The organism is Syntrophomonas wolfei subsp. methylbutyratica (assembly GCF_001570625.1).
GTDB lineage: Bacteria > Bacillota > Syntrophomonadia > Syntrophomonadales > Syntrophomonadaceae > Syntrophomonas > Syntrophomonas methylbutyratica.
Genome location: NZ_BBQT01000006.1, coordinates 74,002 through 100,039, shown reverse-complemented (window position 1 = coordinate 100,039; position 26,038 = coordinate 74,002). Strand labels below are relative to the sequence as shown.

Annotated in this window: 24 protein-coding genes; 23 read left to right on the top strand and 1 reads right to left on the bottom strand. The window is 46.9% G+C overall.

Going from position 1 to position 26,038, the window contains the following annotated elements:
* Window positions 1-360: 360 nt before the first annotated feature.
* From sigG to AWB54_RS06700, 3 genes are all read left to right on the top strand, one after another.
* Window positions 361-1,128: an RNA polymerase sporulation sigma factor SigG gene (gene sigG / locus AWB54_RS06705; RefSeq protein WP_061213835.1), complete on the top strand. Its 768-nt coding sequence runs from the start codon at window positions 361-363 to the stop codon at window positions 1,126-1,128.
* Window positions 1,129-1,144: 16 nt separating this feature from the next.
* Window positions 1,145-1,282, top strand: coding sequence for a hypothetical protein (locus AWB54_RS15885; protein WP_160328916.1), 138 nt, complete (start codon window positions 1,145-1,147; stop codon window positions 1,280-1,282).
* Between the two features lie 659 nt (window positions 1,283-1,941).
* Window positions 1,942-3,321, top strand: a complete 1,380-nt coding sequence (locus AWB54_RS06700; RefSeq protein ID WP_061213834.1) for a DNA methyltransferase — start codon at window positions 1,942-1,944, stop codon at window positions 3,319-3,321.
* Between the two features lie 198 nt (window positions 3,322-3,519).
* On the opposite strand, the gene AWB54_RS06695 is transcribed toward AWB54_RS06700, so the two are convergent.
* Window positions 3,520-3,714 carry a hypothetical protein gene (locus tag AWB54_RS06695; RefSeq protein WP_061213833.1) on the bottom strand — a complete coding sequence of 65 codons (195 nt, stop codon included), beginning with the start codon at window positions 3,712-3,714 and terminating at the stop codon, window positions 3,520-3,522.
* A 285-nt stretch (window positions 3,715-3,999) separates the two neighbouring features.
* Here AWB54_RS06695 and dprA point away from each other — a divergent pair, with 285 nt between their 5' ends.
* The 20 genes from dprA (at window position 4,000) to AWB54_RS15680 (ending at window position 25,963) form a co-directional block, all read left to right on the top strand.
* The gene (dprA, locus tag AWB54_RS06690) at window positions 4,000-5,088 is read left to right on the top strand and encodes a DNA-processing protein DprA (protein ID WP_061213832.1); all 1,089 of its coding nucleotides are present in this window, start codon (window positions 4,000-4,002) and stop codon (window positions 5,086-5,088) included.
* Between the two features lie 112 nt (window positions 5,089-5,200).
* A complete protein-coding gene (gene topA, locus AWB54_RS06685) occupies window positions 5,201-7,285 on the top strand; it encodes a type I DNA topoisomerase (protein WP_061213831.1) in 2,085 nt (694 codons plus the stop codon).
* A 1-nt stretch (window position 7,286) separates the two neighbouring features.
* Window positions 7,287-8,597, top strand: a complete 1,311-nt coding sequence (trmFO, locus tag AWB54_RS06680; protein ID WP_061213830.1) for a methylenetetrahydrofolate--tRNA-(uracil(54)-C(5))-methyltransferase (FADH(2)-oxidizing) TrmFO — start codon at window positions 7,287-7,289, stop codon at window positions 8,595-8,597.
* A 194-nt stretch (window positions 8,598-8,791) separates the two neighbouring features.
* On the top strand, window positions 8,792-9,703 hold the full coding sequence (xerC, locus tag AWB54_RS06675) for a tyrosine recombinase XerC (RefSeq protein ID WP_082736062.1): 912 nt from the start codon (window positions 8,792-8,794) through the stop codon (window positions 9,701-9,703).
* Window positions 9,704-9,707: 4 nt separating this feature from the next.
* A complete protein-coding gene (gene hslV, locus AWB54_RS06670; protein ID WP_011640267.1) occupies window positions 9,708-10,244 on the top strand; it encodes an ATP-dependent protease subunit HslV in 537 nt (178 codons plus the stop codon).
* Between the two features lie 20 nt (window positions 10,245-10,264).
* Entirely contained in the window at window positions 10,265-11,665 is a 1,401-nt protein-coding gene (gene hslU / locus AWB54_RS06665; protein WP_061213828.1) for an ATP-dependent protease ATPase subunit HslU, read from the top strand.
* A gap of 593 nt (window positions 11,666-12,258) precedes the next feature.
* Window positions 12,259-13,047, top strand: a complete 789-nt coding sequence (codY, locus tag AWB54_RS06660) for a GTP-sensing pleiotropic transcriptional regulator CodY (RefSeq protein WP_061213827.1) — start codon at window positions 12,259-12,261, stop codon at window positions 13,045-13,047.
* A gap of 163 nt (window positions 13,048-13,210) precedes the next feature.
* Window positions 13,211-13,627, top strand: a complete 417-nt coding sequence (gene flgB / locus AWB54_RS06655) for a flagellar basal body rod protein FlgB (RefSeq protein ID WP_061213826.1) — start codon at window positions 13,211-13,213, stop codon at window positions 13,625-13,627.
* Window positions 13,628-13,633: 6 nt separating this feature from the next.
* Window positions 13,634-14,101: a flagellar basal body rod protein FlgC gene (gene flgC, locus AWB54_RS06650; protein ID WP_061213889.1), complete on the top strand. Its 468-nt coding sequence runs from the start codon at window positions 13,634-13,636 to the stop codon at window positions 14,099-14,101.
* Between the two features lie 11 nt (window positions 14,102-14,112).
* A complete protein-coding gene (gene fliE / locus AWB54_RS06645; protein ID WP_061213825.1) occupies window positions 14,113-14,421 on the top strand; it encodes a flagellar hook-basal body complex protein FliE in 309 nt (102 codons plus the stop codon).
* Between the two features lie 21 nt (window positions 14,422-14,442).
* Window positions 14,443-16,068, top strand: a complete 1,626-nt coding sequence (fliF, locus tag AWB54_RS06640; protein WP_061213824.1) for a flagellar basal-body MS-ring/collar protein FliF — start codon at window positions 14,443-14,445, stop codon at window positions 16,066-16,068.
* A gap of 12 nt (window positions 16,069-16,080) precedes the next feature.
* Window positions 16,081-17,091 carry a flagellar motor switch protein FliG gene (fliG, locus tag AWB54_RS06635; protein WP_061213823.1) on the top strand — a complete coding sequence of 337 codons (1,011 nt, stop codon included), beginning with the start codon at window positions 16,081-16,083 and terminating at the stop codon, window positions 17,089-17,091.
* The gene (locus AWB54_RS06630; RefSeq protein WP_061213822.1) at window positions 17,084-17,926 is read left to right on the top strand and encodes a FliH/SctL family protein; all 843 of its coding nucleotides are present in this window, start codon (window positions 17,084-17,086) and stop codon (window positions 17,924-17,926) included. The genes fliG and AWB54_RS06630 overlap by 8 nt, the downstream gene beginning before the upstream one ends.
* Window positions 17,919-19,247, top strand: a complete 1,329-nt coding sequence (gene fliI / locus AWB54_RS06625; protein WP_061213821.1) for a flagellar protein export ATPase FliI — start codon at window positions 17,919-17,921, stop codon at window positions 19,245-19,247. Before AWB54_RS06630 ends, fliI begins: the two co-directional genes overlap by 8 nt.
* A gap of 12 nt (window positions 19,248-19,259) precedes the next feature.
* Window positions 19,260-19,709: a flagellar export protein FliJ gene (locus AWB54_RS06620; RefSeq protein WP_061213820.1), complete on the top strand. Its 450-nt coding sequence runs from the start codon at window positions 19,260-19,262 to the stop codon at window positions 19,707-19,709.
* Between the two features lie 38 nt (window positions 19,710-19,747).
* Window positions 19,748-20,356, top strand: a complete 609-nt coding sequence (locus tag AWB54_RS06615; RefSeq protein ID WP_061213819.1) for a MotE family protein — start codon at window positions 19,748-19,750, stop codon at window positions 20,354-20,356.
* A gap of 98 nt (window positions 20,357-20,454) precedes the next feature.
* Window positions 20,455-22,257 (top strand): flagellar hook-length control protein FliK, encoded by a 1,803-nt coding sequence (locus AWB54_RS06610; RefSeq protein WP_061213818.1) that lies wholly within the window; start codon window positions 20,455-20,457, stop codon window positions 22,255-22,257.
* Between the two features lie 11 nt (window positions 22,258-22,268).
* A complete protein-coding gene (locus AWB54_RS06605) occupies window positions 22,269-22,814 on the top strand; it encodes a flagellar hook capping FlgD N-terminal domain-containing protein (RefSeq protein ID WP_061213817.1) in 546 nt (181 codons plus the stop codon).
* On the top strand, window positions 22,807-23,193 hold the full coding sequence (locus AWB54_RS06600; protein ID WP_061213816.1) for a TIGR02530 family flagellar biosynthesis protein: 387 nt from the start codon (window positions 22,807-22,809) through the stop codon (window positions 23,191-23,193). The genes AWB54_RS06605 and AWB54_RS06600 overlap by 8 nt, the downstream gene beginning before the upstream one ends.
* Before the next feature lie 112 nt (window positions 23,194-23,305).
* Window positions 23,306-25,963: a flagellar hook-basal body complex protein gene (locus tag AWB54_RS15680; RefSeq protein ID WP_061213815.1), complete on the top strand. Its 2,658-nt coding sequence runs from the start codon at window positions 23,306-23,308 to the stop codon at window positions 25,961-25,963.
* The last annotated feature ends 75 nt before the right edge of the window (window positions 25,964-26,038 follow it).

Sequence of the window (26,038 nt, the reverse complement as noted above, 5' to 3'; positions counted from 1 at the left end):
TAATAGTGACACCCGTAGGGTGGAACACTAGGCGTACCCGAAGGGTGAAGGGTGAAGCATCCATGCTTCGCCAACGCTCGCTTTGCATATTTATGCAACCCTTATGCAACAAAAAGGGGTTTTTGCAGTAGAACCAATGATTAATAAAAAAGTGAGGAGTGAATGTAACCCTTATACAACTTTCCCCATCTTATTTTCTTGAATTATATCTGCTTTAAATTTTGGAAATAGAATAATATTGCCCAAGCGGGTAAATAATTCTATTAAAGATATGATGCCAGCCAAAGCTTTTCTTCTTAATTTCCGAGATAGCTTTTGCAGGCATAAAGATATAAAGAAAAGGGGAAGGGGTGCATTTAAATCAACAAGGTTGAAATCTGTGGCGTAAATACATCCAAGCTCCCGGTTCTGAAAAACGAAGAGATGAAGATACTCTTTACAGAAATGCATCAGGGCAAGACCCAGGCCAGAGAAAAATTAATTCAGGGTAACCTTAGATTGGTTTTAAGTGTTATTCAAAGGTTCACTAATAGAGGCGAGTATGTCGATGATCTTTTTCAAGTGGGCTGCATAGGTTTAATTAAATCAATAGATAATTTCGACTTAAGCCAGAATGTACGCTTCTCTACCTACGCGGTACCGATGATTATCGGAGAAATAAGACGATATCTGCGGGACAATAATGCCGTTAGGGTATCAAGATCATTGCGCGATATTGCCTACAAGGCTTTACAGGTAAGAGAAAAACTCATCAATGATAACTCGGCTGAGCCTACGGTAAGCCAAATAGCGCAACACCTTGATGTCAGCCGGGAAGAAGTGGTATTTGCTTTGGATGCAATACAGGAACCGGTATCCTTATTCGAACCAATATATAATGACGGGGGCGATCCCATTTTGGTAATGGATCAGCTCAGTGATGAACGGAGCGGGGATGAGCAATGGCTGGAAGAAATATCGATAAAAGAAGCCATGAAGAAGCTGAATGATAGGGAAAAACATATAGTGTCATTGCGATTCTTTGCTGGTAAAACCCAGATGGAGGTGGCGGAAGAAATCGGTATCTCACAGGCTCAGGTTTCCCGCCTGGAAAAAGCAGCATTAAAACAACTGCGAAAATATGTTTAAGGAGGTAATAAAGGCTATGAGAAGCAAGATACTGGTGATTTTCCTGGTGGCTATGATTTTGTCACTTTTAGTACCCATCGCAGGCTGGTATTATGATGCCGAACAAGCCTTCACTCCTAACAACCTTATCCGCATAAATGTAGTGTCGCGCTAGGCATTGTTCAAAGCTTTGCTCAGCCTGAGCAGAGAAGCTATTACTTGGTCGGTATTAGAGTTGATTCCGCTGCAAAAAGTAATAATTATGCATTTGCTTGCATAAATATTCCGCTCCAGCGTCCTTAATAGCGACCGCAGGGAGCATCAGTTGTGCCCGACAGGGCGCTACGCATGGGCAACACCAACGGCTTGTCTCACGGCTCAAGGGGTACCGCGCCAATCTCCCGTCCATGGGAGGCAACCTTAATAGTGACACCCGTAGGGTGGAACACTAGGCGTACCCGAAGGGTGAGGCGCTCTCGCGACATCCTGTCGCTCGCCCCCTTTCGCCTGCTCGTCTTCGCCGGTGCAACCTTAATAGTGACATCCGCAGGATGGAACATCAGGAGTACCCGCAGGGTGAAGCATCCATGCTTCGCCAACGCTCGCTTTGCATATTTATGCAACCCTATGCAACAAAAAGGGGTTTTTGCAGTAGAACCACAGTTAAAGCAGATTATTTAAAGAGTCCTGCAGCCGCAGGGCTTTTTCTATGATAGAATGAAGTTGCTATGATATATGTTTGCATAAATATACCGCCCGCCAACGCTCGCTTTGTATATTTATGCAACCCTTATGCAACAAAAGGGGTTACAATAGCTAGAAGGGGACATTGAGATGGAATCTCTTTCCGGGGTAAGGTTGGTATGGGAAGGTAAAGAGAATGAGCTTATAGAAAGACCGCTTGAATATGGCAGCAGGGTAGAAGTGGTTTATCCCCACCCTTTGTTTCAGAGCAATAATTTGTTTGGTGAAAGGCTGGATAATGTGCCACAGTTGGAACCAGCTTCATTGAATCGCATGTACCAAGGGGATAATTTGGCTGTTCTTAATCTCTTATTGCAGCAAGGCTTTGCGGGGAAAATAGACCTCATATACATTGACCCGCCTTATCTAAGCAATAGCAACTATAATTCCCGGATAAGCGTAGAACATCAGGGTCAAAAATATTTTATAGAAAGATTGGCCTTTAAGGATCGGGATGAAGATTTAGTTTCCTACCTGCAGCAGATCTATAAGCGATTGAAGCTTATGAAAATGCTGCTTTCGGAGCAGGGGAGCATCTTTGTCCACCTGGATTGGCACAGCAGCCATTATGTCAAAATATTGCTGGACGAGGTTTTTTCCAGTGATAATTTTATCAATGAGATTATCTGGTGTTATGGGGGAGGAAGTGGAACCAGGAGGCATTTTCATCGTAAACATGACCAGATTCTATGGTATGGCAAAGGAAAAGATTATACTTTTAACCCCCAGTACCGGCCGTATACCGAAGGAACCTTGCAGAGGGGACTTACCAGGGTTAAGGGCAAGAAATATAAATTGCATAAAGAAGGCGCGCTTTTGCAGGATTGGTGGGTAGATATAAATAAGATACTTAGCCCTACTGCCCGAGAGAACTTGAAATTTCCTACTCAAAAACCGTTAGCTTTATTAAAAAGAATAATAGCATCCGCTTCTAATCCTGGGGATTTGGCAGCCGACTTTTATGCTGGCTCCGGAACTACGGCCGAAGCCTGTGAAGAAATGAACAGATCCTGGATATCTTGTGATAGCAGCAAATTAGCCATACAAAGCAGCCGTTATCGTTTGCTCAGAAAAAAGGCTCGTCCCTTTCAGATAACAGAATTGATCGATGAAGGCAGTGAAGGGCAAAAACAAGGAATATTGGATTTAATAGTACCAGAAGTTTGTTCTTATGATGAGAAGCAGGCTATGGTCAAGTTAGGGATTTCCCGCTATGATTCTCCTCTTTTTCCTTTTGAAAATCGGAATTTTGTCTCCTGCCTTGATTTTTGGGAACTGGATTGGGATTATGATGGCTGTTTTTCTTCGCAATTACAAGTTATTAGAGAAAAGCCTGATTATAATCTGCCTTTACCGCTGCAGTTAAGTATTCTATTACCTAAACAAAAGGAGTATCGCATGGCCATAAAAAGCTATGATATCTTTGGTCATTCGATAATAAAAAGTTTTGCATTTTCAGGATGCAAATAAGGGGACGGCTTTCACTTAACCATCCCCCTATTTGTTTAGATTCTTATGCGATTTTGCTTCAATAGATGCCAAAGATCGATTTCCTTGTGATCTCCTAGCGGAAGCCAGGTTTCTGCAAAGACTCCCTCATCATTTATTTCTTCCTTCCGCATAAAGGTTTTTCCAGAACTGATTTCTGGATTCTCATAGTTCCCTGTTTTACTCATCATAATTGTGTTGATGCTGAATGCTTTTGGCCAGATTATGGCCCAGCATATAGACTCCAGCGATAGAGACAGCATGCAATGCCCACCAACCTGGCTCCATAAAACTAAAGGTTCCCGGATCAACTTTGTCCTGGCGCATAAGCTTCTTGGCAAATGAATTTCTTCTATCCATTAGATCAGCCAACATGAATAAAACCTCCCTTAAATTATTAACCTTCATTGCTATTTTTCCCGCCTAAGAAAGCTTCTAAGACAGTAAATAATCCCACGGTTGCTTGGAAAAAATAGAAATGTTTATTATCACTCCACTGTAATAGTGATTATTCTGCGACAACAGTGCTTTTCTTAGTCTTGGAAACAAGAAGCAGCCGGGATATACTCTTGCCAAGAACGTATTTTTATGTTATCAATGGCTTTAGGATTTTTTCCCATAGCTGTTGTCTGATGGATGTCCATAAATTAGGAGCAGATTATGATAAGAACGGAAAAAGCAGCTTTGTGTTTTCTTCATGCCATTAAAGGAATAGGCAGCAGAAGCCTTTGGAAAATAAAAGATAGTTTTGGCAGTTTTGAAAACTGCCTGAAATCGGATTCATCTCGCTTGTATGCGCTGCTCAATAGCGAAATAGCTCAGGCTATTATTTCCCAGCGCCAGCATAGTAGTATATTATTCTATTTGGAGCGGCTGGAGAATGAGGGGATTAACCCGGTGAGTTTTGAGGAATCCTCCTATCCATCAAGTTTAGGAAATATTTATAATCCACCGATGCTGCTTTATTTTCAGGGTAATATGGATTGTATTGAAAAAATCTGTCTGGCTGTTGTTGGCTCCCGGGCGGCCAGTGATTATGGCCGGACTACAGCCAGGAAACTGGTCCGCCAACTGGCTGCACGGGGGATAAGTGTGGTAAGTGGCATGGCCCGGGGGATTGACACGGAAGCTCATCGTGGAGCTCTTGATGCCGGGGGCAAAACCATAGCAGTATTGGGGAGCGGTCTTAATATTATTTACCCCCGGAGCAATAAGCGCTTATTTCATGAAATAATTGAGCAAGGAGTGGTTATCAGCGAGTTTCCCCTGGACACCAACCCTGAACCGGGGAATTTTCCCATGCGCAACCGCATAATATCCGGTATAAGCCGGGGGGTGGTTGTGGTCGAAGCCCGGGCCAAAAGTGGGGCTTTGATTACAGCAGATTATGCTTTGGAGCAGGGAAGGGATGTTTTTGCCGTTCCCGGGCCGATTAACCGGGAAAGCAGTATGGGGGCTAATAATCTAATCAAACAAGGGGCCAAATTGATTACAGGGGTTGAAGATATTATTGAGGAGTATTATGATATCACAATACCGGAAAAAGAGCTTCCGCTGCAGGAGCAATTGCTTTTTCTGGATGAGCAGGAAAAAGTCGTTGTAAACTGCCTGGCTGAAGACCCCCTGCTTTTTGATGATATAATAGCCAGTACCGGTTTTAGCATAGGGGAACTCAGCCGCCTTTTATTAAAACTGGAATTGGCAGGCATAGTAAAGTCTTTGCCGGGCAATTACTATGTTAAAGTATGACTATACAGTATGTATTAATTTTTGCAGTGGAACCCCTTATAGCCAGGGGCCACAACTACCGGTGAAAAGTGAGTTCACTACTCACTTTTAAATTATGGAGAGGTGATTATTTTTGGCAGGAAATACACTGCTTATTGTGGAATCGGCGGCCAAAGCCAGAACCTTAGGAAAATTTCTGGGCAAGGGCTATAAAATAAAAGCATCGGTGGGGCATGTTCGCGACTTGCCCAAGAGCAAATTGGGAGTCGATGTGGAGAATGATTTTGAACCCCAGTATATTACTATTCGGGGCAAAGGAGACATCCTGAAGGAGATTAAGGACGAATCACAAAAAGCCGGTCGCGTTTTACTGGCTACCGACCCTGACCGTGAAGGAGAAGCTATAGCCTGGCATCTGCAGAATGCCATGAAAATTCCGCCGGAGGAGAATTGCCGGATTGAATTCCATGAGATTACCCGTGAGGCGGTAAAAAAGGCCATTAAAAATTCGCGCCCGGTGGATTTAAGCCGGGTGAATGCCCAGCAGGCCCGCCGGGTTTTGGACCGCCTGGTAGGCTACAACCTGAGCCCTTTGCTTTGGAGTAAGATTCGCAAGGGCCTGAGTGCGGGCAGGGTGCAATCAGTGGCTTTAAAATTAATCTGTGATCGGGAAGAGGAAATAAAGAACTTTATTCCCCAGGAATATTGGACCATAGATGCCATTTTTGATGCTGCCAGGAGCAAGAATAGCCAATTTACTGCTCGCCTGGCCAGCTGCCAGGGGAAGAAAATCGAAATCAACAATGAAAAAGAAGTTGCAGCTATAGGAGAATACCTTCAAGGTGTCAGCTTCACTGTGCTCAAAGTGGAAAGAAAGGAAAAACGCAAGAACCCCAACCCCCCGTTCATTACCAGTACACTGCAGCAGGAAGCTTCCCGAAGACTTAATTTCTTTTCCAACCGTACTATGCGGGTAGCCCAGGAATTATATGAAGGATTGGAAATCGGAAAAGAGGGAACGGTAGGATTAATTACCTATCTCAGAACTGATTCTACCCGGGTGGCCAGCTCGGCGCAAATGGAAGCCCTGGACTTTATTAGTTCTACCTTCGGAGCGGAATATGTTCCGGTTAAACCCAATGAATATAAGAGTAGAAAATCAGCTCAGGATGCCCATGAAGCTATTCGCCCAACTTCCATCCAGCGGACCCCGGAGAGTGTAAAGGCGTTTTTAAGCCGGGATCAGTATCGCTTATATCAATTAATATGGAACCGCTTTGTTTCCAGTCAAATGACCCCTGCGGTCTATGATAGCTTGACGGTAGACATCTCGGCTGGAGATTACGGTTTCAGAGCCAGTTCATCACAGCTTAAATTTATTGGCTACAAAAAAGTCTACAACGATAATGAAGAAGAAGAGCCAAAGAATAATATCCCAGAGCTTAAAAAGGGAGAAGAGCTAGCACTGCATGAGTTAAAGCCGGAGCAGCATTTTACGCAACCTCCACCCCGCTTTAGTGAGGCCAGTCTAATTAAATTGCTGGAAGAAAAAAATGTGGGTCGTCCCAGTACTTATGCTCCTACCATCGATACTATTTTAAAGCGTAATTATGTGGAAAGGCAGAATCGGCAGTTTATTCCCACAGAACTGGGCTTTATTGTAGTGGATTTACTCAAGGAGCATTTTGCCAATATCCTTGATCTGGAATTTACCGCCCGGATGGAAGGCGAATTGGATCTGGTGGAGGAAGGCAAACTGGATTGGAAAAAGGTGGTAAGGGATTTTTATGAGCCGTTTCACTCTGACCTGGAGAAGGCCCGTGAGCTGGCCCAAAAGATTGAGATCAAGGATGAAGAGGCCGGTAAAGAATGCCCGCAATGTGGCAGGCCGATGCTAATAAAACACGGTCGATTCGGTAAATTCATGGCTTGCTCGGGTTTTCCTGAATGCCGCCATACTCAATCAATAAATCAGGAATTGGGACTAAAATGCCCTCTTTGCCAGGGCTCTATAGTGGCTTTGAAAAGCAAAAAAGGCCGGACTTTTTATGGTTGCAGCAATTATCCCCAGTGTAACTTCCGCTCCTGGGATAAACCAACGGGGAAAATTTGTCCCCATTGTGGAGACGCGATAGTAGAAAAGTTCAATAAAAAGAAAGAAGCTACACAGATTTGCCAGAATCCCGCTTGCAAGCAGAAGGTGGAAATGGGGGGTTGATTTGCAGCAGGTTAATGTAATCGGTGGAGGATTGGCGGGTTGTGAGGCAGCGTATTATTTGGCACAAAAGGGTATTAGAGTCCGGCTCTGGGAAATGCGGCCACAAAAAGCCACGGCTGTACATAGAACGGCAGATTTAGGGGAACTGGTTTGCAGTAATTCCCTAAAATCCGATCAGCCCAATACCGCTCAGGGTTTATTAAAAAGAGAAATGAGAATCCTGGGCTCCCTCTTGCTAAGCTGTGCGGAAAAAGCCAGGGTACCTGCAGGATCTGCTCTGGCAGTAGACCGGGAGCTTTTTGCCGGGTTGGTGAGCCAGGCGATTCTTGCCTGTCCCAGCATTGAATTATGCCGGGAGGAGGTAAACAGAGTGCCGACAGGGGAATTATCTATTGTAGCTTCCGGCCCGCTAACCTCGGAGGCTTTGGCGGCTGATTTAAGGCGGATTACCGGAGAGGAAAACCTCTTTTTCTATGACGCAGTGGCCCCGAGCATTAGCGCGGATAGTTTGGACATGAATAAGATTTTCCGGGCTTCCCGTTATGGTAAAGGGAGTGCGGATTACCTGAACTGTCCCCTGGATCGTGAAGAATATGAAAGCTTTTATGAGAATTTAATAAATGCTGATATTATGGCCGGACACAGTATTGACAAGAGCCTTTTTTTTAATGCTTGTATGCCGGTGGAGGTTTTAGCCCGCCGGGGCAAGGATGCATTAAGGTATGGTCCTATGAGACCAGTGGGTTTAGAGATTCCGGGGAGCTCTAAGAGGGCTTATGCCGTGTTGCAACTACGGCAGGAAGATAAAGCCGGGACAATTTATGGGATGGTTGGCTTTCAAACCCGTATGCGCTGGGGGGAACAGGATCGAATTATTCGTTTGATACCCGGCTTGGAACAGGCGGAGTTTGTACGCTATGGGGTTATGCATCGCAATACCTACATTAATAGTCCGAAGCTTTTATGGCCCAGCCTGCAATGTAAAAAGAGGCCGGAAATCTTCTTTGCCGGCCAGATTACCGGAGTTGAAGGTTATATGGAGTCAGCTGCTACCGGAATTATAGCGGGAATCAATGCGGCCAGGCAGCTGCAGGGGAAAGCGCTCTTAACCCCGCATAAAGCTACCATTATTGGAGCGCTTCTCGACTTCATCAGCAGTTCTTCCTGCCAGGATTTCCAACCGATGAATGCTAACTTTGGTCTTTTGCCGCCAATGGAACCGCCCATAAAAGATAAGGTCCAAAGGTATCTGGCCTATGTAGAGCGAGCGTTGAATAAAATGGGTGAATTTTCAGAATCTTTGTTAAACTAGTTGTAAAGTAAAGGTTATTATGCTAGCATTTTTTTAAGTATCGGAAGAAACTAAGGAGCGATTTGACACAGCTCTGCAACGAGGTGGGGAACTAGAAACCGTTGCCAGTTTTCTTAATTTCTTAATAGGAACCCAGCTGCTTAAAGAGTGGGGACATCTTTTACCTCGTTATAGCTTCTAGAAAAGAGGCGAGTATCCTGCTTTTTCAATATATCGAAGCATTTCTTAATCATATGCGAGTGGAAAAAAGTGCTTCCAACTTTACCCTCTCCAGTTATAAGACCGACTTATCGCAGTTTTTTGCTTTTCTATCCCAAAAGAAAGGGATAAATCCAGAGGAAGTCGGTGTCGAGTTAATTAACCACAATAGTGTTAGAAAGTATCTGGCCCAAATGCAGGAAAAGGGTTTATCTCGTGCTACTATGGCCCGAAAGCTGGCAGCTCTCAGATCCTTCATCAAGTTTTTATGCCGGGAAAATATACTGGCAGACAATCCTATAACCGCTGTTTCTACACCCAAACAGGAGAGGAAGTTACCCAGGTTTCTTTATACTAGGGAGATGGAGTTGCTGATGAACGCACCCGACCTATCTATGGCAGCCGGCAAAAGAGACCGGGCTATTCTTGAAACGCTCTATGCTTCCGGGCTGCGGGTGAGCGAACTTACAAATCTTGATAAGCCTGATATTGATTTTGGCGAAGACTATATAAAGGTGCTGGGCAAGGGCGGTAAAGAAAGAATTGTACCCTTGGGAAGCAAGGCTAGAGAGGCATTACTTCTCTATCTGCAGCAGGGAAGAGTTTACCTGGAAGCCAAGGGCCAAGCATCTCCAGCTTTATTTCTCAACAAAAACGGTCAGCGCCTGAGCACGAGGAGTATCCGCAATATCATAAACAAATATGTGGAAACTATAGCCATAAATCAAAAAGTTAGCCCCCATACCCTGCGGCATTCCTTTGCCACTCATTTGCTGAACAATGGTGCTGATCTCCGCTCCGTTCAGGAATTATTGGGCCATGTTAAATTGTCAACCACCCAGATATATACTCATCTAAGCCGAGAGAAGATAAAAGATATACACCAACAAACTCATCCACGGAGGTAGAATAATGTTTCAAGCAACCACCATAATTGCGGTTAGAAAGGGCCAGCAGACCGCTATAGCTGGCGATGGGCAGGTAACCCTGGGTCAGAATACCATAATGAAACAAAATGCAACAAAGATAAGAAGGCTCTATGAGGGAAAGGTAATAGCCGGTTTCGCCGGGGCGGTAGCTGATGCCTTCACCCTTTTTGCCAAATTCGAAGAAAAGCTCAAACAGGCTGGGGGCAACCTCAGTAAAGCAGCGGTGGAAATCGCCAGGGAATGGCGCTCAGACCGAATTCTTCGCCGCCTTGAAGCCCTCTTGATCGTAGCAGATGCGGAGAAGATTTTTATTGTTTCCGGCAGCGGCGAATTAATAGAACCTGATGATGGAATAGCGGCTATTGGCTCAGGGGGAGCCTATGCTTTGGCCGCAGCTCGGGCCTTGAATGCTTTCAGCGAGCTTAATGCCCGGGAAATTGCTGTTGAATCCTTAAAAATAGCTTCTGGTATCTGTGTCTATACCAATGAGCAGATTTCAGTTGAAGTAATTGAAAAATAGCCATAAAAGGGGAGTTCATATTGTTTAAGCTCACTCCACGGGAAATCGTCGAAGAATTGGATAAATATATTATTGGTCAGCAAGAGGCTAAGAAAGCGGTGGCTATAGCTTTGCGCAACCGCTATCGCAGGAAATTGCTTGCCGATGAACTCCGGGAGGAAATCTACCCAAAGAACATTATAATGATTGGTTCGACCGGAGTAGGAAAGACCGAAATTGCCCGGCGCCTAGCCCGGCTGGTAAAGGCTCCCTTTATCAAAGTAGAAGCCAGTAAGTTTACCGAAGTGGGATATGTTGGCCGGGATGTTGATTCCATGGTTCGTGATCTGGTGGAGACTTCAATTCGCCTGGTAAAGCAGGAAAAGATGGCTGCCGTAGAACAAAAAGGCCGACAGATGGCCGAAGAGAGGATAGTTGATATATTGCTGCCTTTCGATGGAAGGAAGAGCAAGAGTCCTAAAAACCCCTTCGAACTTCTTCTGGGTTCAATGCAGGAAAGAGACGAGGCAGATGATGATAGCGAGCGCCGCCGGAGAGAAATCGGCCAAAGAAGAGAAATCCTCAGGCAAAAGATTAATCGTTTGGAGTTGGAGGACGAAATTATTGAAATTGAGGTGGAAGAGAAAAACCCATCTTTCATGGAGATATTTTCCGGTTCAGGGGTGGAGGAGATGGGTATTAACCTGCAAGATATGCTAGGAAACCTTATGCCCCGTAATAAGAAAAAAAGAAAAGTAAGCATTGCTGAAGCCCGAAGGATTTTAACCTATGAAGAAAGCCAGCGTTTGCTCGATATGGACGAGATTCACCGTGAAGGTATCAAACGGGCCGAAGAGGATGGTATTATTTTCCTGGATGAAATAGACAAAATTGCCAGCAAAGAGAGCAATTACGGCCCTGATGTATCCCGAGGCGGAGTTCAGAGGGACATACTGCCTATTGTAGAGGGATCAACGGTGATAACCAAATATGGACCGGCTCGGACCGATCATGTTTTGTTTATTGCGGCGGGAGCTTTTCATGTGTCCAAACCCTCGGATCTGATTCCTGAATTGCAAGGGAGGTTTCCCATCCGGGTAGAGTTGGAAAGCCTGAAAAAAGAGGATTTGAAGAGGATACTTACGGAGCCTAACAATTCTCTCATTAAACAATATATAGCTTTGTTGTCTACGGAAAAACTGACGATGGATTTCACCCCGGAAGCTATCGATTATATTGCGGAAAGGGCTTATGAGGTTAATTCTCGGACCGAGGACATAGGGGCCCGCCGCTTGCATACGGTGATGGAGAAGCTCTTGGAAGACCTGCTCTTTAATTCCCCTGACATGGCGGGGGAGGAGCTGATTATTGATATAGATTATGTTGCCGAGAGACTGGACCGTATAGTTGAAGATGAGGACCTTAGCCGCTATATCTTATAGGAGTATTTTTGAGTAAGGAGTGAGGGGTTTATCAGTCATCGGCCGTCAGGCGTTGGTCGTCGAAAGACGGAAAGCGGAGGACGGAAGACGGAGGGCGGAAGGGTCTTTAGAACGATGACTAGAAGGGGTATTCCCAACTACATCTTATTATATTCAAGGTTCTACTGCAAAAACCCCTTTTTGTTGCATAGGGTTGCATAAATATGCAAAGCGAGCGTTGGCGAAGCATGGATGCTACACCCTTCACCCTTCGGGTACGCCTAGTGTTCCACCCTACGGGTGTCACTATTAAGGTTGCCTCCCATGGACGGGAGATTGGCGCGGTACCCCTTGAGTTGCAAGTCGAGCCGTTGGTGTTGCCCATGCGTAGCGCCCTGTCGGGCACAACTGATGCTCCCTTCGGTCGCTATTAAGGACGCTGGAGCGGAATATTTATGCAAGCAAATGCATAATTATTACTTTTTGCAGCGGAATCATTCAAGCGCCCACTAACTTTTTTTTGCTGGTTGCGGCCCGGTTAACTTTTATTTCATCGCTTGTTGTCTGCCCCCGGCCATGGGGGTTGTAATTATCTATTTGAAGGAGGTTGTTGCATGTCAAAAAGTCTATTGGAAAAATCCAGAGCCATCAATAAAATTCTCCAAAAAATTGCGGGTCACCCGGTAAACTTTTTCGAGATAGCTGATGTACTATGCAGGAACCTGGAATGTACAGTTTTTATTGTGGGCAGGAGGGGGCAAATAGGAGGTTATGCTTTTACCGAAGGGGCTATATGCCAGGAGATACAGCAGTTGATTAAGCATGCGGAGCGTTTTCCGGAGAGTTTTAACCAGGAATTGCTAAACATTTACGAAACCCAAACCAACATAATCCTAAAGGATGGGCGCAAATGCCTTTTTAACCCGGATAATGTCAACTGCAGTTGTTCAGCGCGAATCTGGTCCATTACCCCGGTTTTTGGTGGTGCCAGAAGGATTGGCACCCTGATTTTTATGAGAGATAAAGTTAAATTTACGGAAGAAGATATTGTTTTAATCGAATATGGCGCCATGGTGATGGCCAATGAGATAATGCGTATCAGAACCGAAAGGATTGAGGAAGAAGCACGGAAAAAAGCCTCAGTGCAAATTGCCCTGGCTACCCTCTCCTATTCAGAAAAAGAAGCTATAGACCACATTATTGCCGAGCTCAAGGGAAAAGAGGGGCTGCTGGTAGCCAGCCGGATTGCAGACAAGGTGGGAATTACCCGTTCGGTGATTGTAAGCGCTCTGCGCAAATTTGAAAGCGCCGGGGTAATTGAGTCCCGTTCATTGGGAATGAAAGGAACTTATATCAAGGTTTTAAATGACTACCTGTTTGAAGAATTAAGGAATCATGCTTAAGATATGTCGAGAATTGTCAAAAAAAAGACCATAGTCCTGGGACTAACCGTGAGGTTAGTCGTTTTTTTTGTTAAATAGGCAATTTATAGCAAGGACAGGGAAGGAAATATCGTATTTAGGTAGAAGTTATAGAAGATGGGCAAATTTTGTTAGGGGTGAGGGTATGCTGGAAAAGATTCTGGAATCGAAGACGCATATTTTGCTTAACCAAGCTATGGATGTTGGCACTTTGCGCAACGATGTTATCGCTGACAATATTGCCAATGTTGATACTCCTGGATTTAAAAGAAGAGAAGTTATTTTTGAGGAGAAAATGAAAAAGGCCCTGGAAGGAACTACCGTTCAGCTAGGGCTAAATCTAACCAATTCCCGGCATATCCAAATGGAAGGGAGTATCCCGGATTTGGAGCCCGAGGTCCGGGTTCTGGAGGATCTTACTTTTCGCAATGACGAGAACAATGTGGATATTGATAATGAGATGGCCAAAATGAAAAAGAACAGCATTAATTATGACGCAGTCAGCCGGAGTATGAGCAACGAGATTCGTTTGTTGCGCATGGCTATTACCGGAAGGGGGTAGTTGATATTGGGATTCTTGAATAGTATAGATATCAGTGCGTCAGGCCTTACGGCTCAACGCTTGCGCATGGATACCATAGCCAGTAATATGGCCAATGTGGAAACCACCCGGGTGGACAATCGACCCGGTCCCTATCGCCGGCAGGTGGTGGTCTTTGAAGCCCGTAATGCCACAGTTCCTAAAAAACGTTTTCAGAAGCTTCTAGAAGAAAAGAGCCAGGCCTTCAATGCTGCTAATTCAGGGGTAAGAGTCAAGCAGATCCGGGAGATAAATGAAAACGAAGCACCTTACCGCCGGGTTTATGATCCATCGCATCCGGAAGCGGATAATGAAGGTTATGTAAACTATCCTAATGTTAATATTGTTGAAGAGATGATAAATATGATATCTGCTGCCCGGGCCTATGAGGCTAATGCGCAGGTGATAGAAGCTGCCAAGAGTATGGCCATGAGAGCTTTGGATATTGGAAGATAGGGGGATGCTAAATGAAGTTGGGTGCCCTGGATAACATTCCGCTGACAGGTATTAACCTGGGCCAACCCCCAGCAGTGCAAAATTCAGTGGGAAGTAAAGAAACTGGTTTTTTTAACTATCTGAAGGAAGCTCTGCAGGAGGTGGATGAGCTGCAAAAAGAAGCGGCATCAAGTGCGGAAAAACTGGCCCTGGGTGACGAGAGCTACCTGCATAATACCATTCTGGCCTATGAGAAAGCTAATCTGGCCTTGCAATTGACGGTAGAAGTAAGGAACAAGCTGATGGAGGCTTATCAGGAATTAATGCGTATGCAGATGTAGCTGCTGTTGGGGAGTTGGATTATGGAAAGTTTTGTAGAAAAGCTCAAAGAAACAGCTGGGCGAGTAAACAGCTTCTGGCAGAACATGAGCCTGAATCAGAAGGTTCTTGCTGGTGGAGGGTTATTACTCATCCTGGCGGCGGTGGTATTTCTGGTGATTAGTAGTTCCCAGGGTACAGCTTATGAAGTACTATATACCGAATTGGATAAGAAGGATGCTTCTCAGATAATGGCTAGGCTGGATGAAGATAAAGTGCCATATAAACTGGAAGACAGTGGCACCACCATACTGGTTCCTCCTGCTTTAAAGGATAAAACCCGCCTTACTTTGGCCAGCGAAAACCTTCCCCGGGGGGAGACAGGTTTTGAATTATTTCAGGAAAGTAAATTCGGGGAAACCCAAACCGATAAAAAAGTTAAATACCAGGTAGCTTTGCAGGGAGAATTGGCCCGCAGCATACAAAGCCTGGATAAAGTGAAAGCAGCCAAAGTCAATCTGGCTTTGCCTGAGCCAACGCTGTTTTCCGATAATGAAGAGTTGCCCAAGGCTTCGGTAGTAGTTAATACCAGAGAGGAAGAGAAACTTACTCCCAAGGAGATTCAGGGAATAATTAACCTGGTAGCCAACAGTGTGGATAAGCTAACTCCTGAAAATGTAGTAATTGTTGACCAGCACGGGAACCTGGTATCGGAAAACCTGCCCACCGCGGATGGTGATATCAGTGAGACGGTAAAATGGCAGATGGCTATGAAGAGGCAGTACGAAAAGGAAAAACAGGATGCCATACAGAGTATGCTGGATAAGAGCCTGGGCCAAAACAATTCGGTTGTCCGGGTTAATGCGGAATTGGATTTTGATAATAAAGAGCAGAAAGATGAGCTCTATTCCCATGATGATGCGGGTCCTTTCGTAAGGAGCGAAGAGATTAAAAAGGAATCCGGAACCGATACCACCCAGCCCGTTGTAGGTGTACCCGGAACCGACACCAATATTCCTCAATACCAGGAAGTTGACGCTGCCGAGGGAGTGTCTACCTATGACAAGAGCAGCAAGATTAGGAATTATGAAATAAACAAGACCGAGAAAGTAACCAAAGTTGCCCAGGGGGATGTCAAATACGACTATTTGACAGTTGCGGTACTGGTCAACAGTAAAGCAACCGAGCCCTTGAAATTGGGTGAAACAGAAGAAGAAAAAATAGCTACCATCCGCAATATAGTAGCCACTGCTTGTGGTCTGAGGGAAAACCGGAAAGACGAGAGTGTTCGCCTGGAAGATAACATATCAGTGGCTTTTGTTGATTTTTATACCGAACCCCAGGCGGAAGCTCCCGGGGGAACAATGGATCAAATAATGCGCTCCCCTCTTACCCCGTGGTTATTAGCGTTTCTTGTCGTCCTCATAATTCTCCTGGCCTGGTGGTTGATGCAGCGCCGAGAGAGAAGGCGGGCTGAGCAAGAAGCAGAAGAAGAGGCTGGTATTGATACGCTGATACAAGAGGAAATAAGGGTGGAAGACTTGATAGATACCGGCTTGAGTCCGGAAGAAAAAGAAAGAAGAAAGATAAGGGAAGAGATTGATCGAATTATTAATGAAAATCCGGAAACCGCGGCCCAGGTACTCAAAACCTGGCTGGCAGAAGAATAGAGGTGGTCACAACTGGCAGTTAAGACTAGTCTAAGCGGTAAGCAAAAAGCGGCAAACTTTTTAATATTTCTGGGTCCGGAGAAGTCAGCTAAGCTGTTCCAGCATATGAATGAAGAAGATATCGAACAGTTAACCCTGGAAATAGCCAATGTTCGTAAAGTGCCTACGGAGAAAATGGATGAAATATTCCGCGAGTTCTATGAAATGTGCCTGGCCAGCCAGTTCATTGGTCAGGGAGGAATAGACTATGCCAAGGAAGTACTGGAAAAGGCTTACGGCCTGGAAAAGACCATGGAGATTATCGGGAGGATATCCTCTTCTTTGCAGGTTCGTCCTTTTGATTTTATTCGCAAGACAGAACCCTCCCATTTATTGAACTTTATTCAGTCCGAACACCCGCAGACCATAGCCTTGATATTGGCTTATCTGGATGCGGAAAAGGCCGCTGTTATTTTAGGAGCTCTGGCTCCGGAAAGACAAGCGGAAGTAGCCAAGAGGATAGCCATAATGGATACCACTTCACCCGAAATAATCAAAGAAGTGGAAAGGATTCTGGAACGCAAGCTGTCTTCCATAGCGCCACAGGAATTGACTGCTGCCGGTGGCGTCAAGGCAGTGGTGGAGATTATAAATCGAGTAGATCGAAGTACGGAAAAGACTATTATGGAAACCCTGGAGGTGCAGGATCCCGAGTTGGCAGAAGAAATCAAGAAACTGATGTTTGTATTCGAGGATATTGTCATGATAGACGATCGTTCGGTGCAAAGAGTCTTGCGCGAAGTGGAATCCCAGGATTTGGCCCTGGCCTTAAAGGGTGCCAGCAACGAGGTATCCGAGAAGATTTACCACAATATGTCCATTCGGGCCTCGGATATGCTGCGTGAAGATATTGAATTCATGGGACCGGTAAGATTGCGGGATGTGGAGGAAGCTCAGCAGCGTATAGTTAATATTATTCGCCGTTTGGAGGAATCTGGTGAGATAGTGGTAGCCCGAGGCGGAGGAGATGAGGTAATTGTCTAAAGTAATTAAGGGTTCGAATATGCTCTTATTTCAGCCCAAGGTAATAGATCTTACTGCCATCTATGAATTAAAAAAGCAGGCAGAGGCGGAAAAACCAGAGGCAGCGGAAGAATTCAGTGAGGAAGATTTACTGAGCAATGACATAGCCTTAAAACAGCTGGAATTGAAAGAACTGCAGTTGGAGGCTGAAAGAATAGTTGACGAAAATGAAAAGATAGTCAGGGGATTGCTGGAAAATGTCCGGGAGGAAGCCAGAACAATAGTAGCCGAAGCCCTGGAAGAGGCTGAAGTAATCCGGCAACAGGCCCTGGAAGAGGCTGAAGAACTTTGGGATAGCAAGCGAAAAGAAGGATATGAAAGCGGTCTCAAAAAAGCCCAGGAGGAAATTGAAGCCGATCGCTTGTCAGCAATGCAAGAAAGCCAGAGGATACTGGAGGAAGCCCGGCAAAGCAAGATTCAGATAATGAATTCCAGTGAAGCCGATATGGTGCGCCTGGTTATGGCAGTAGCCAGGAAGGTAATTGGAGGCGAACTGGAAACCAACCCCCGGGTGATTATCAATATTCTCCGGGAAGGCCTCAACTACCTGGACAACCCCCAAAACGTAACCGCCTATGTCAATCCCCTGGAAGTAGATAAGGTATTGGAGGTAATGCAAAGCGAATCTTTTACCGATATTGGAAGTAATGAAATCCCGTTAAAGGTCACACCCGATAAACGTATACAAGCAGGTGGATGTATCCTGGAGAGCGATGCCGGATCAGTCGATGCCCGCCTGGAAACCAGGATTGCCAGCGTGGAAAAAGCCATTCAGGAAGTGGCTCCCGATGAATAAAGCGCCTGCTCTTCCGTTGGAAAAATACTTGGATGTACTGGACAAAACCACCACCTGCCAGCTTAAAGGCCGGATATCCCAGGCTATCGGCCTGACCATTGAAGCTGCCGGCCCCCGGGTAAGAATGGGGGAACTCTGCTTTTTACAAACCAATTATTCCGATCGCCAGCTGGTTCCGGCGGAAGTAGTTGGTTTCAAAGATAAGAAGATACTGCTCATGCCTCTGGGCAATTTGGAAGGTATTGGCCCGGGCAGCGAATTGCTGGCCAGCGGAGCTACTCTGAGGGTTCAAGTGGGAATGGAACTGGTGGGCCGGGTTCTTAATGGATTGGGTGAACCGATTGACGACAGAGGCAGGATAAAGTCCGAGACTACCTACCCGGTAATCAACCAACCCCCCAGTCCCTTGAAAAGAAAACGTATTACTGAAGTTTTGCAGGTGGGGATAAAAGCCATCGATGGTTTGGTTAGTATAGGCAAAGGCCAGAGAATGGGGATACTGGCAGGCAGTGGAGTGGGGAAGAGTACCTTGATTGGGATGATTGCCCGCAATACGGACGCCGATATCAATGTTATTGCCCTTATTGGAGAGCGGGGGCGTGAAGTCCGGGAGTTTCTGGAGCGGGACCTGGGGGAAGAAGGTCTGGCAAAATCCGTAGTAGTAGTAGCAACATCGGATCAGCCGGCCCTGGTTAGATTAAAAGGTGCTTTTGTCGCTACCAGTATTGCCGAATACTTCCGTGACCAGGGCAAAGATGTGCTGTTCTTGATGGATTCCGTAACCCGTTTTGCCCTGGCTCAGCGTGAAGTTGGCCTGGCCATTGGTGAGCCGCCGGCTACCAGGGGCTATACTCCTTCAGTGTTTGCCATGCTGCCTAAACTCTTGGAGAGAGCAGGTACTTCAGAAAAGGGAACCATTACCGGACTGTATTCCGTGCTGGTGGAGGGTGATGACCTGAATGAACCCATAACTGACGCGGTACGAGGAATATTGGATGGACATATTGCCTTGAGCCGAAGCCTGGCGGCCATGAATCTCTACCCGGCTATTGATGTGGGGCAGAGCATCAGTCGCGTTATGATTGATATTGCATCTCCAGAACATATCAAAAACGCCAACCGCTTCAGGGGTATACTGGCCACCTATGAAGAAGCCCGGGACCTCATTGACATCGGGGCTTACAAGAAGGGTTCCAATCCCCGCATAGATGAGGCTGTGGCTTTGATTGACAAATGCCGGAGCTTTATTCGACAGGATATCTACGAGGAAGCTAATATCACCACCACTTTGGAAGACCTGGAAGAAGCTGTTCGTCTATAGAGGTGAGCCGTAATGAAAGCATTTCGTTTTAGATTGCAGACCAAACTGGAGATTTGCACCCGCCAGGAACAAATAGCCTGGGAAGAAATGCAGAGCCGTCTTAAGGAACGTGAGCTCTTGCTGGAGGAATTGCTGTACCGGGAGCGAAGGCTGCTGGCAGTGGAAGAAGAAATAAGGCAGGACAGCTGCAAAGCTCAAGAGTATCAAGCCCTGTTGCTTAAAAGAGAATTCGTTCCCGTAATCGTAATGCAGATAGAACAGGCAGAACAAAACTTGTCCCAGGCCGAAGCCAGAGTGGAAGAAGCCCGGGTTCTGCTCTTGGAAAGAAAGCGGGAAACCAGTACCCTGGAAAAATTAAAAGAGAGGGCCTGGCAGGAATACCTTTGGGAACTCCAACAGGAGGAACAAAAGATTATTGATGAAATAGCCATCAACAATCATTTTCGCAGGGATCTGGCCTAAGTTTCTAAAAATTAATTAAAACGGGAGTATTTCAATCTATGACAGGAATATTGAAAAAAATAAAATTTTTATTAATTCTTTTATCACTTTTGCTGTTGCTGGGCGGAGGCTATTACCTCCTGCTCTATTTAAACCTGCTTTCAGCCCCGGCTTTTCTAAAAAATGCGCCTCTCATGGGCGATTTTGTCTCCCGGAGCGCGGAACAGGTCTCCCGGCTTCAGTATGAAGAAATCTTGAAGCAAAAGGACAGGGCCATGGCGGAGAACCAGAAATTAAGCCAGACCCTGGAGGATAAAGCAGAGGAGATGGAAAAAACCAGAAAGAGCCTGGCTGATTTAAAGAAAAAGCTCAAACTTAGTGAGCAGGAAGACGATAATCTTAAAGAGGAGATTGCTCAGCTCAATAGTGAAATACTGGACTTGAAAAGCAAGCAGGAAAGCCGATCGTCCGCCTACAAGGACATGGCTACCTATTTCAGTGAAATGAAGGCCAAAACAGCGGCTGATATTCTATCCCGCCTGGATGATGAGGATGTAATAGGGATTTTCAGCCAGATGGAAAGTGATACGGTGGCTGAATTGATGCAGAATATGGATGCTGCCAGAGCGGCCCGGATAAGCAAGAAAATGCTGGTGGCGGTACCCTGAACCTGAAAATCCGGGGGGTGAGGTCTGGGCAAGGGCCCTGGAAAATTATGCCTAGCCCTGACCCCGCCGGGGGTACAACCAGTAAAGGAGGTGATAAATTGACAGGATTGGCTATCTTGGCCGCAATACCTGAAGCCGGAAAGAAGAACACCGCCCACATCGCATTGCCGGGAAAGCCGTCATCATACCGAAGCAGCATAAGCCTGTTTCAAAGACAATTAAATAATGCCGGCCAGAGGAAGGACGATTTACCAACCCAGAGTGAAGCAATTCAGGTTTGTAAGGCTTTTACCCCTCCGCTGAAGGAGCCGGCAACTGATGCGAGTACAGGGTCTATGGCTCCGGCGGAAATCAGCGCCCCGGAATCACCCCCCCTCATTGACAGTGAATTAAACAAAACTGATGCTTATACTACCGGCGAGACCGGCCTATTATCGGCATTGGCAGTACACCCCGACTCTCAAATAGCGTTAGCGATGCCTAATGAGGATGGGCTGCCCGGTAATCTTCAAGCAACTGGCTTAATTTTGGAGGAGTCCAGAGAGGGGGGCCTGAACTGTAAGCAGGGCAAGCTGGACGGCATCGCGATGGCAGAAGATGTGTTATTCAGCCAGGCTGCCGAAGCTGGGCCAGTAGTGGAGGAAGTGCCGGCAGAGAAAAGTTTAATTGCGTTAATGAGTTCTGTGGAGACAACGGGCGAAGCGGGAGAGCGAGCAAAGCCTTTAAGCAAGGCGGAAGTGCTTGCGGCAAGCCAGAATTCCCCCATGGCCGACACCCCGAGCGTTGCCTCTATTTATGAGGATGGGCCGGGAAGCGAGAGCGGAGAAGATGCCGCTGTGTTACGGGAGTCATTCAGACCCGAACGTACTTACCAGCAGGACGGAGGGAACAAGCAGAATCTAAGCCGAGATGCAGCATCAAGTGAGGAAAGAGGCCAGGCGCAAGAAGGAGCAGGACCAGAAAGAAGTGTTCATAACAGAGGAAACCCCCCTCCCCCGGTGTTTATTAACCGGGCTGCCGGAATACCGGAAAAATCAGCTCTTGACCCGGCGGCATTGGAGGTATTGCTGGCAAACAGGCAAGGCAATAAAGCTGGTGAATCCCTGTCGGCGCTTGAGTCTACAGCTTCTCCCGGTGAAGATGAAGGGGAAAATAAGGCCGCTAAGGCCCCACCCAGGATGGAAGCGGTTCCCCGGCCAGCCACCGCGGCTTTTGCGCGGGAAGTGGAATCAATGACGAAACAATTGCCGCAGCCCGGGGAAGAAGGAGAAAAAGCTACGCCGCCAGAACACTTGGAGGAGGAGCAGCTCAAACCGGAGGAAGGCAAAGAACAGGGCAAAGTGCTGTCCGGGCTAAAAACGGAAAGCATCGTGGCAGAAGATAATAGCAAGCCTGGTTCCAGGCCGGTTCAGGAGAGGATGCAGTTTATTCCGGAAAAGTTTATGGAACAAGTGGTTAAAAAGGCTGAATTAATGATAAGACAGAACTCATCGGAGATGAGGATTCAGCTGCACCCGGAGTTTCTAGGAAGGATGACCATCAAGCTGGTGCTGGAGGACGGACTGCTGACCGCCAGGTTTATTGCGGAAAACCATCAAGTCAAGCACCTGCTGGAAAGCAATCTTAACAGCCTTAGACAAAGCCTGGAGACCCAGGGGATCAGAGTGGAAAAAACCGAAGTCAATGTGCAGTTGAGCAACGGAGGGTTATTCGATGGTTCTGAGGGCAGCCGCCAGGATTTGTGGGAGCAGCCGCGCTTTTCTTCACGCTATAATTACAACGGATCGGGCGTTGATGCTTACCAGGCAAGCAGCGCCGGGGATGAAGCGGAAGCCGGGCTGATAAACTCAAGTGAAACTTATGGTGTAGCCGCAGATGGCAGTATGAATTTTCTTATTTAGGAGGTGAGAATATGGACAGCAGCCAGATTAAGTGGGAAACGGTTCCCTGGCTGAATAACGAAACCCAGAGCAGCGGCAAAAGCAGCAAAGAAATCAATAAGGGTCTGGGTAAGGATGATTTTTTAAAACTTCTCTTAACCGAGCTCAAGTACCAGGATCCGATAGAGCCGGTCAAAGACAAGGAATTTATTTCTCAGATGGCTAATTTCAGTGCCCTGGAGCAGATGACCAATCTGAACAGCAGTTTTAACAACCTTTCCGCCAGCCTCAACAGTGGAATCCTGCCGGGTCTGGTAATGCAGCAGAGCATTGCCATGGTGGGAAGGGAAGTGGTTTATGCCGATCCCAAGTCGGGTGAGTCCAGTACCGGCATAATTTCAGGAGTAGTTTTCCGTGATGGAGTCCCGTATTATCTTATAGACGATAAGGAAATCACCGTGGACAAGATCAGTAAGCTGGGAGCAGTAAATGTGGGATACAGTGATGCCCTTTTGGAGCAGATTCTGGCCATCCTGCTCAAAATACAGAATTCCATGTCCCTCGGAGAGGATGGTTAATTTGACGAGCAAGATATTTATTCCTCCATCAACAGTAATACAGCCAGCACCAAGCAAGCAGGATAAAGCCGTTAAGTCACCGGCGGGGAGTAGTTTTAATCAGGTTCTGACCCAGAAACTGGCCGGTGAACTTAAGTTCTCCCAGCATGCGCGGGAAAGGCTGCAGTCCCGGAACATAGAACTCAGCGGAGTGGATATGAACAATATCCAGAATGCGGTGAATAAGGCCCGGGAAAAAGGAGCCCGCGATTCTTTGATTCTGATGCAGGATCTGGCTCTGGTAGTAAGCATCAAGAACAATACCGTAATTACCGCTGTGGACGGGCAGCATCTAAAAGAAAATATATTTACCAATATTGACAGCGCCGTAATAGTATAAGGCTGGACCTCTTTAGAGGAAGCCTTGGGGGATGCGGAATGAGAGAAGCGTTTCTGGATAATTTATTCTATTCCGGCCTGGCTAAAAAATTAGCAAGGAGGTCATGCAAAATATGATGCGTTCCATGTATTCTGGGGTTTCGGGATTAAGAAACCATCAAACCAGAATGGATGTAATCGGCAATAATATTGCCAATATCAATACCGCCGGCTACAAAAAGAGCCGGGTGGTCTTTCAGGACACCCTCTACCAGACGATGAGAGGGGCTTCTCGCCCTGATGATTCCAGTGGTCGAGGAGGTACTAATCCTATGGGTATTGGCCTGGGGATGTCGGTAAGCAGTATTGACCAGATTCATACCGGGGCACCAACCACAGCTACTAATAAACTTACGGATATGGGAATCGATGGCAACGGTTATTTTATAATTAGCGATGGCAAGCAGGAGTATTACACCCGGGCGGGAAACTTTGAATTCGATACTGGAGGCAAGCTGGTGAACTCCAATGGCTATAATGTGATAGGCTGGATATCTACAATTGATCCAGTCACCGGGGATTGGAGCATGGACACTTCGCCCGGCAGGAGAATACCCATTAATATTGCAAGCTTTAAGACCTGTTCCCCGCAGGCTACTCGGGAAATGATATTCAGCGGCAACTTGAATGCGGAAACCCCTTTCAACGAGGTACAGACCCTGGCTTTTGCCACCAATCCTAATGGGGGGGCTGCAGGAGGGGAGTTCCGCTTGGAGTTTGGCGGGCAGTACACGGAATGGATAAAAGTAGGGTCTAATCCTGCCGCTACCGCGGCCAATATACAGAAAGCCCTGGAAAATCTGGGTTCCATCGGAAAGGACAATGTGGCGGTGAGTTGGAATCCCACCTACAATTTCTATGAAATCAAGTTCCAGGGAGACCTGGCCTCGCGGGGAGTACCCTTGATTGGGGTGGAAGCGGGTCCGGCAGCAGCATTTGATGGTGGGAATCCGGTTTATGGCGGAGCTGATACCCAGAACCAGACCCTGGCTTTTGCCACCATTCCCGGAGGGGGAACTCAGGGTGGGGGATTTACCATCACGGTGGGCAACAAGTCCACCGGGGCCATTCTGGTAGGAGCAGATGAAAATGCCACAGCTGCCAATATTGCAAACGCTTTGAATGCCGTTGGAGCCACGGCGGGGGTGACCTGGAACGTCGGAACCAGCACTTATGATATAGCTTTCACCAGTGACCCGGGGCAGGTCATACAGGTGCATCCCTTTGCGGCGGCTTTTGACGGTGGCGCAGGAACGGTGGGCAACCGGGAGATGGGAGCCACTTCCGCCCATATCCTGACCTTTGGTGTTGCAAATGGAGGAGCCCAGGGCGGGGTTTTTCGCCTGAGCTATAACGGGCAGAACACGGGCTGGATAGCCGTAGGTGCTGATAGCGCGGTCACGGCGGCCAACATGCGGGTAGCCTTGGAGAATCTCTCCAATGTGGGAGCGGGCAATATAGCGGTGAACTGGAATGACAGCAGTCAACAGTACGAAATAAGGCTGCAAGGGACCCTGGCCACAGCTGATGTTCCCACTATTACGGTTACTGCTGGCCCGAACCCGGGCTTTGATGGAGGTGCACCCACTGTGGGCGGAACCACCCAGAATGCCACCCTGGCTTTTGCCACCACTCCCGGAGGGGGAACTCAGGATGGGGGATTCACTATTACCCTGGGAGGCCAAACCACGGATATGATCCTGGTAGGGGCCAATGAAGCTGCTACGGCCACCAATATCCAAAACGCACTCAATGCTCTGGGAATTGCAACCCCGGTAGCAGTAGCCTGGAACGGTGGCACCAACACTTATGATATAGGTTTTAATGCCGACCCGGGGGCTGCTATGACAGTTACCACCTATAATACAGGTTTTACCGGCGGTGTGGCGAACATAGTGCCTCCGGCGGTGGATGTTTATTATCCAACGGATCAACAGTCAATCATTACCGCGCAAGAAGTCTTTGATTCTCATGGCAACAAGGAAACCATATATTACCGTTTCTTTAAATACGAAATCGATGAAGGCCCTCCACGGGTTTCCCGCTGGGCGGTGGATATGTCGCTTAATAATCCCTTGTTCGAAAAGGCGCCTGGCTACAGTGCCAGCACCGGCTTTGAAAGCGTGGACTTGGATACCACAGCTCCGGTTGCCACTATGAGCGCTGGCAGTGCGGAGATTATCAGGCTAACCAACCTGCAGTTTGATGATAAAGGCCGGGTTGTGGGGGGAACTCCGGATTTGGACCCGTTTATCTTGACCATTAACCGTGCTCCTGTGGCGGCCGAGGACATTGTATTTAAAATGGATTTTTCCGTTATGACCCAGTTTGCCGGTAATTCGTTTAGCGAGATATCTCAAAACGGTTATCCAGAAGGCTCCCTGACCGGTTATACCGTAGGTATTGATGGTGTCATCAGAGGTTCTTATGATAATGGTGAAACCAGGGACCTGGCCCGGGTGGCCCTGGCTAATTTCCAGAACCCGGCGGGTCTCGCCCAATTAGGGGGAACCATCTTCCAGAAGTCAGTCAACTCGGGAGAAGCGAGGATAAATCCGCCGATCGAGTCGGGCATGGGGAAGATAGTTCCCAGCAGCCTGGAAATGTCCAATGTAGATTTATCGGAAGAGTTTACCGACATGATTGTTACCCAGCGGGGCTTTCAGGCTAATTCCCGCATAATTACCACCTCCGACGAGATGATTCAAGAACTGGTTAATCTCAAACGCTGATAAACACTCTCTCCGGGAGGATTAGTCCTCCCGGAGAGAGAATATAATGTATTAGAAAGTCTTTTTAGAAATAAT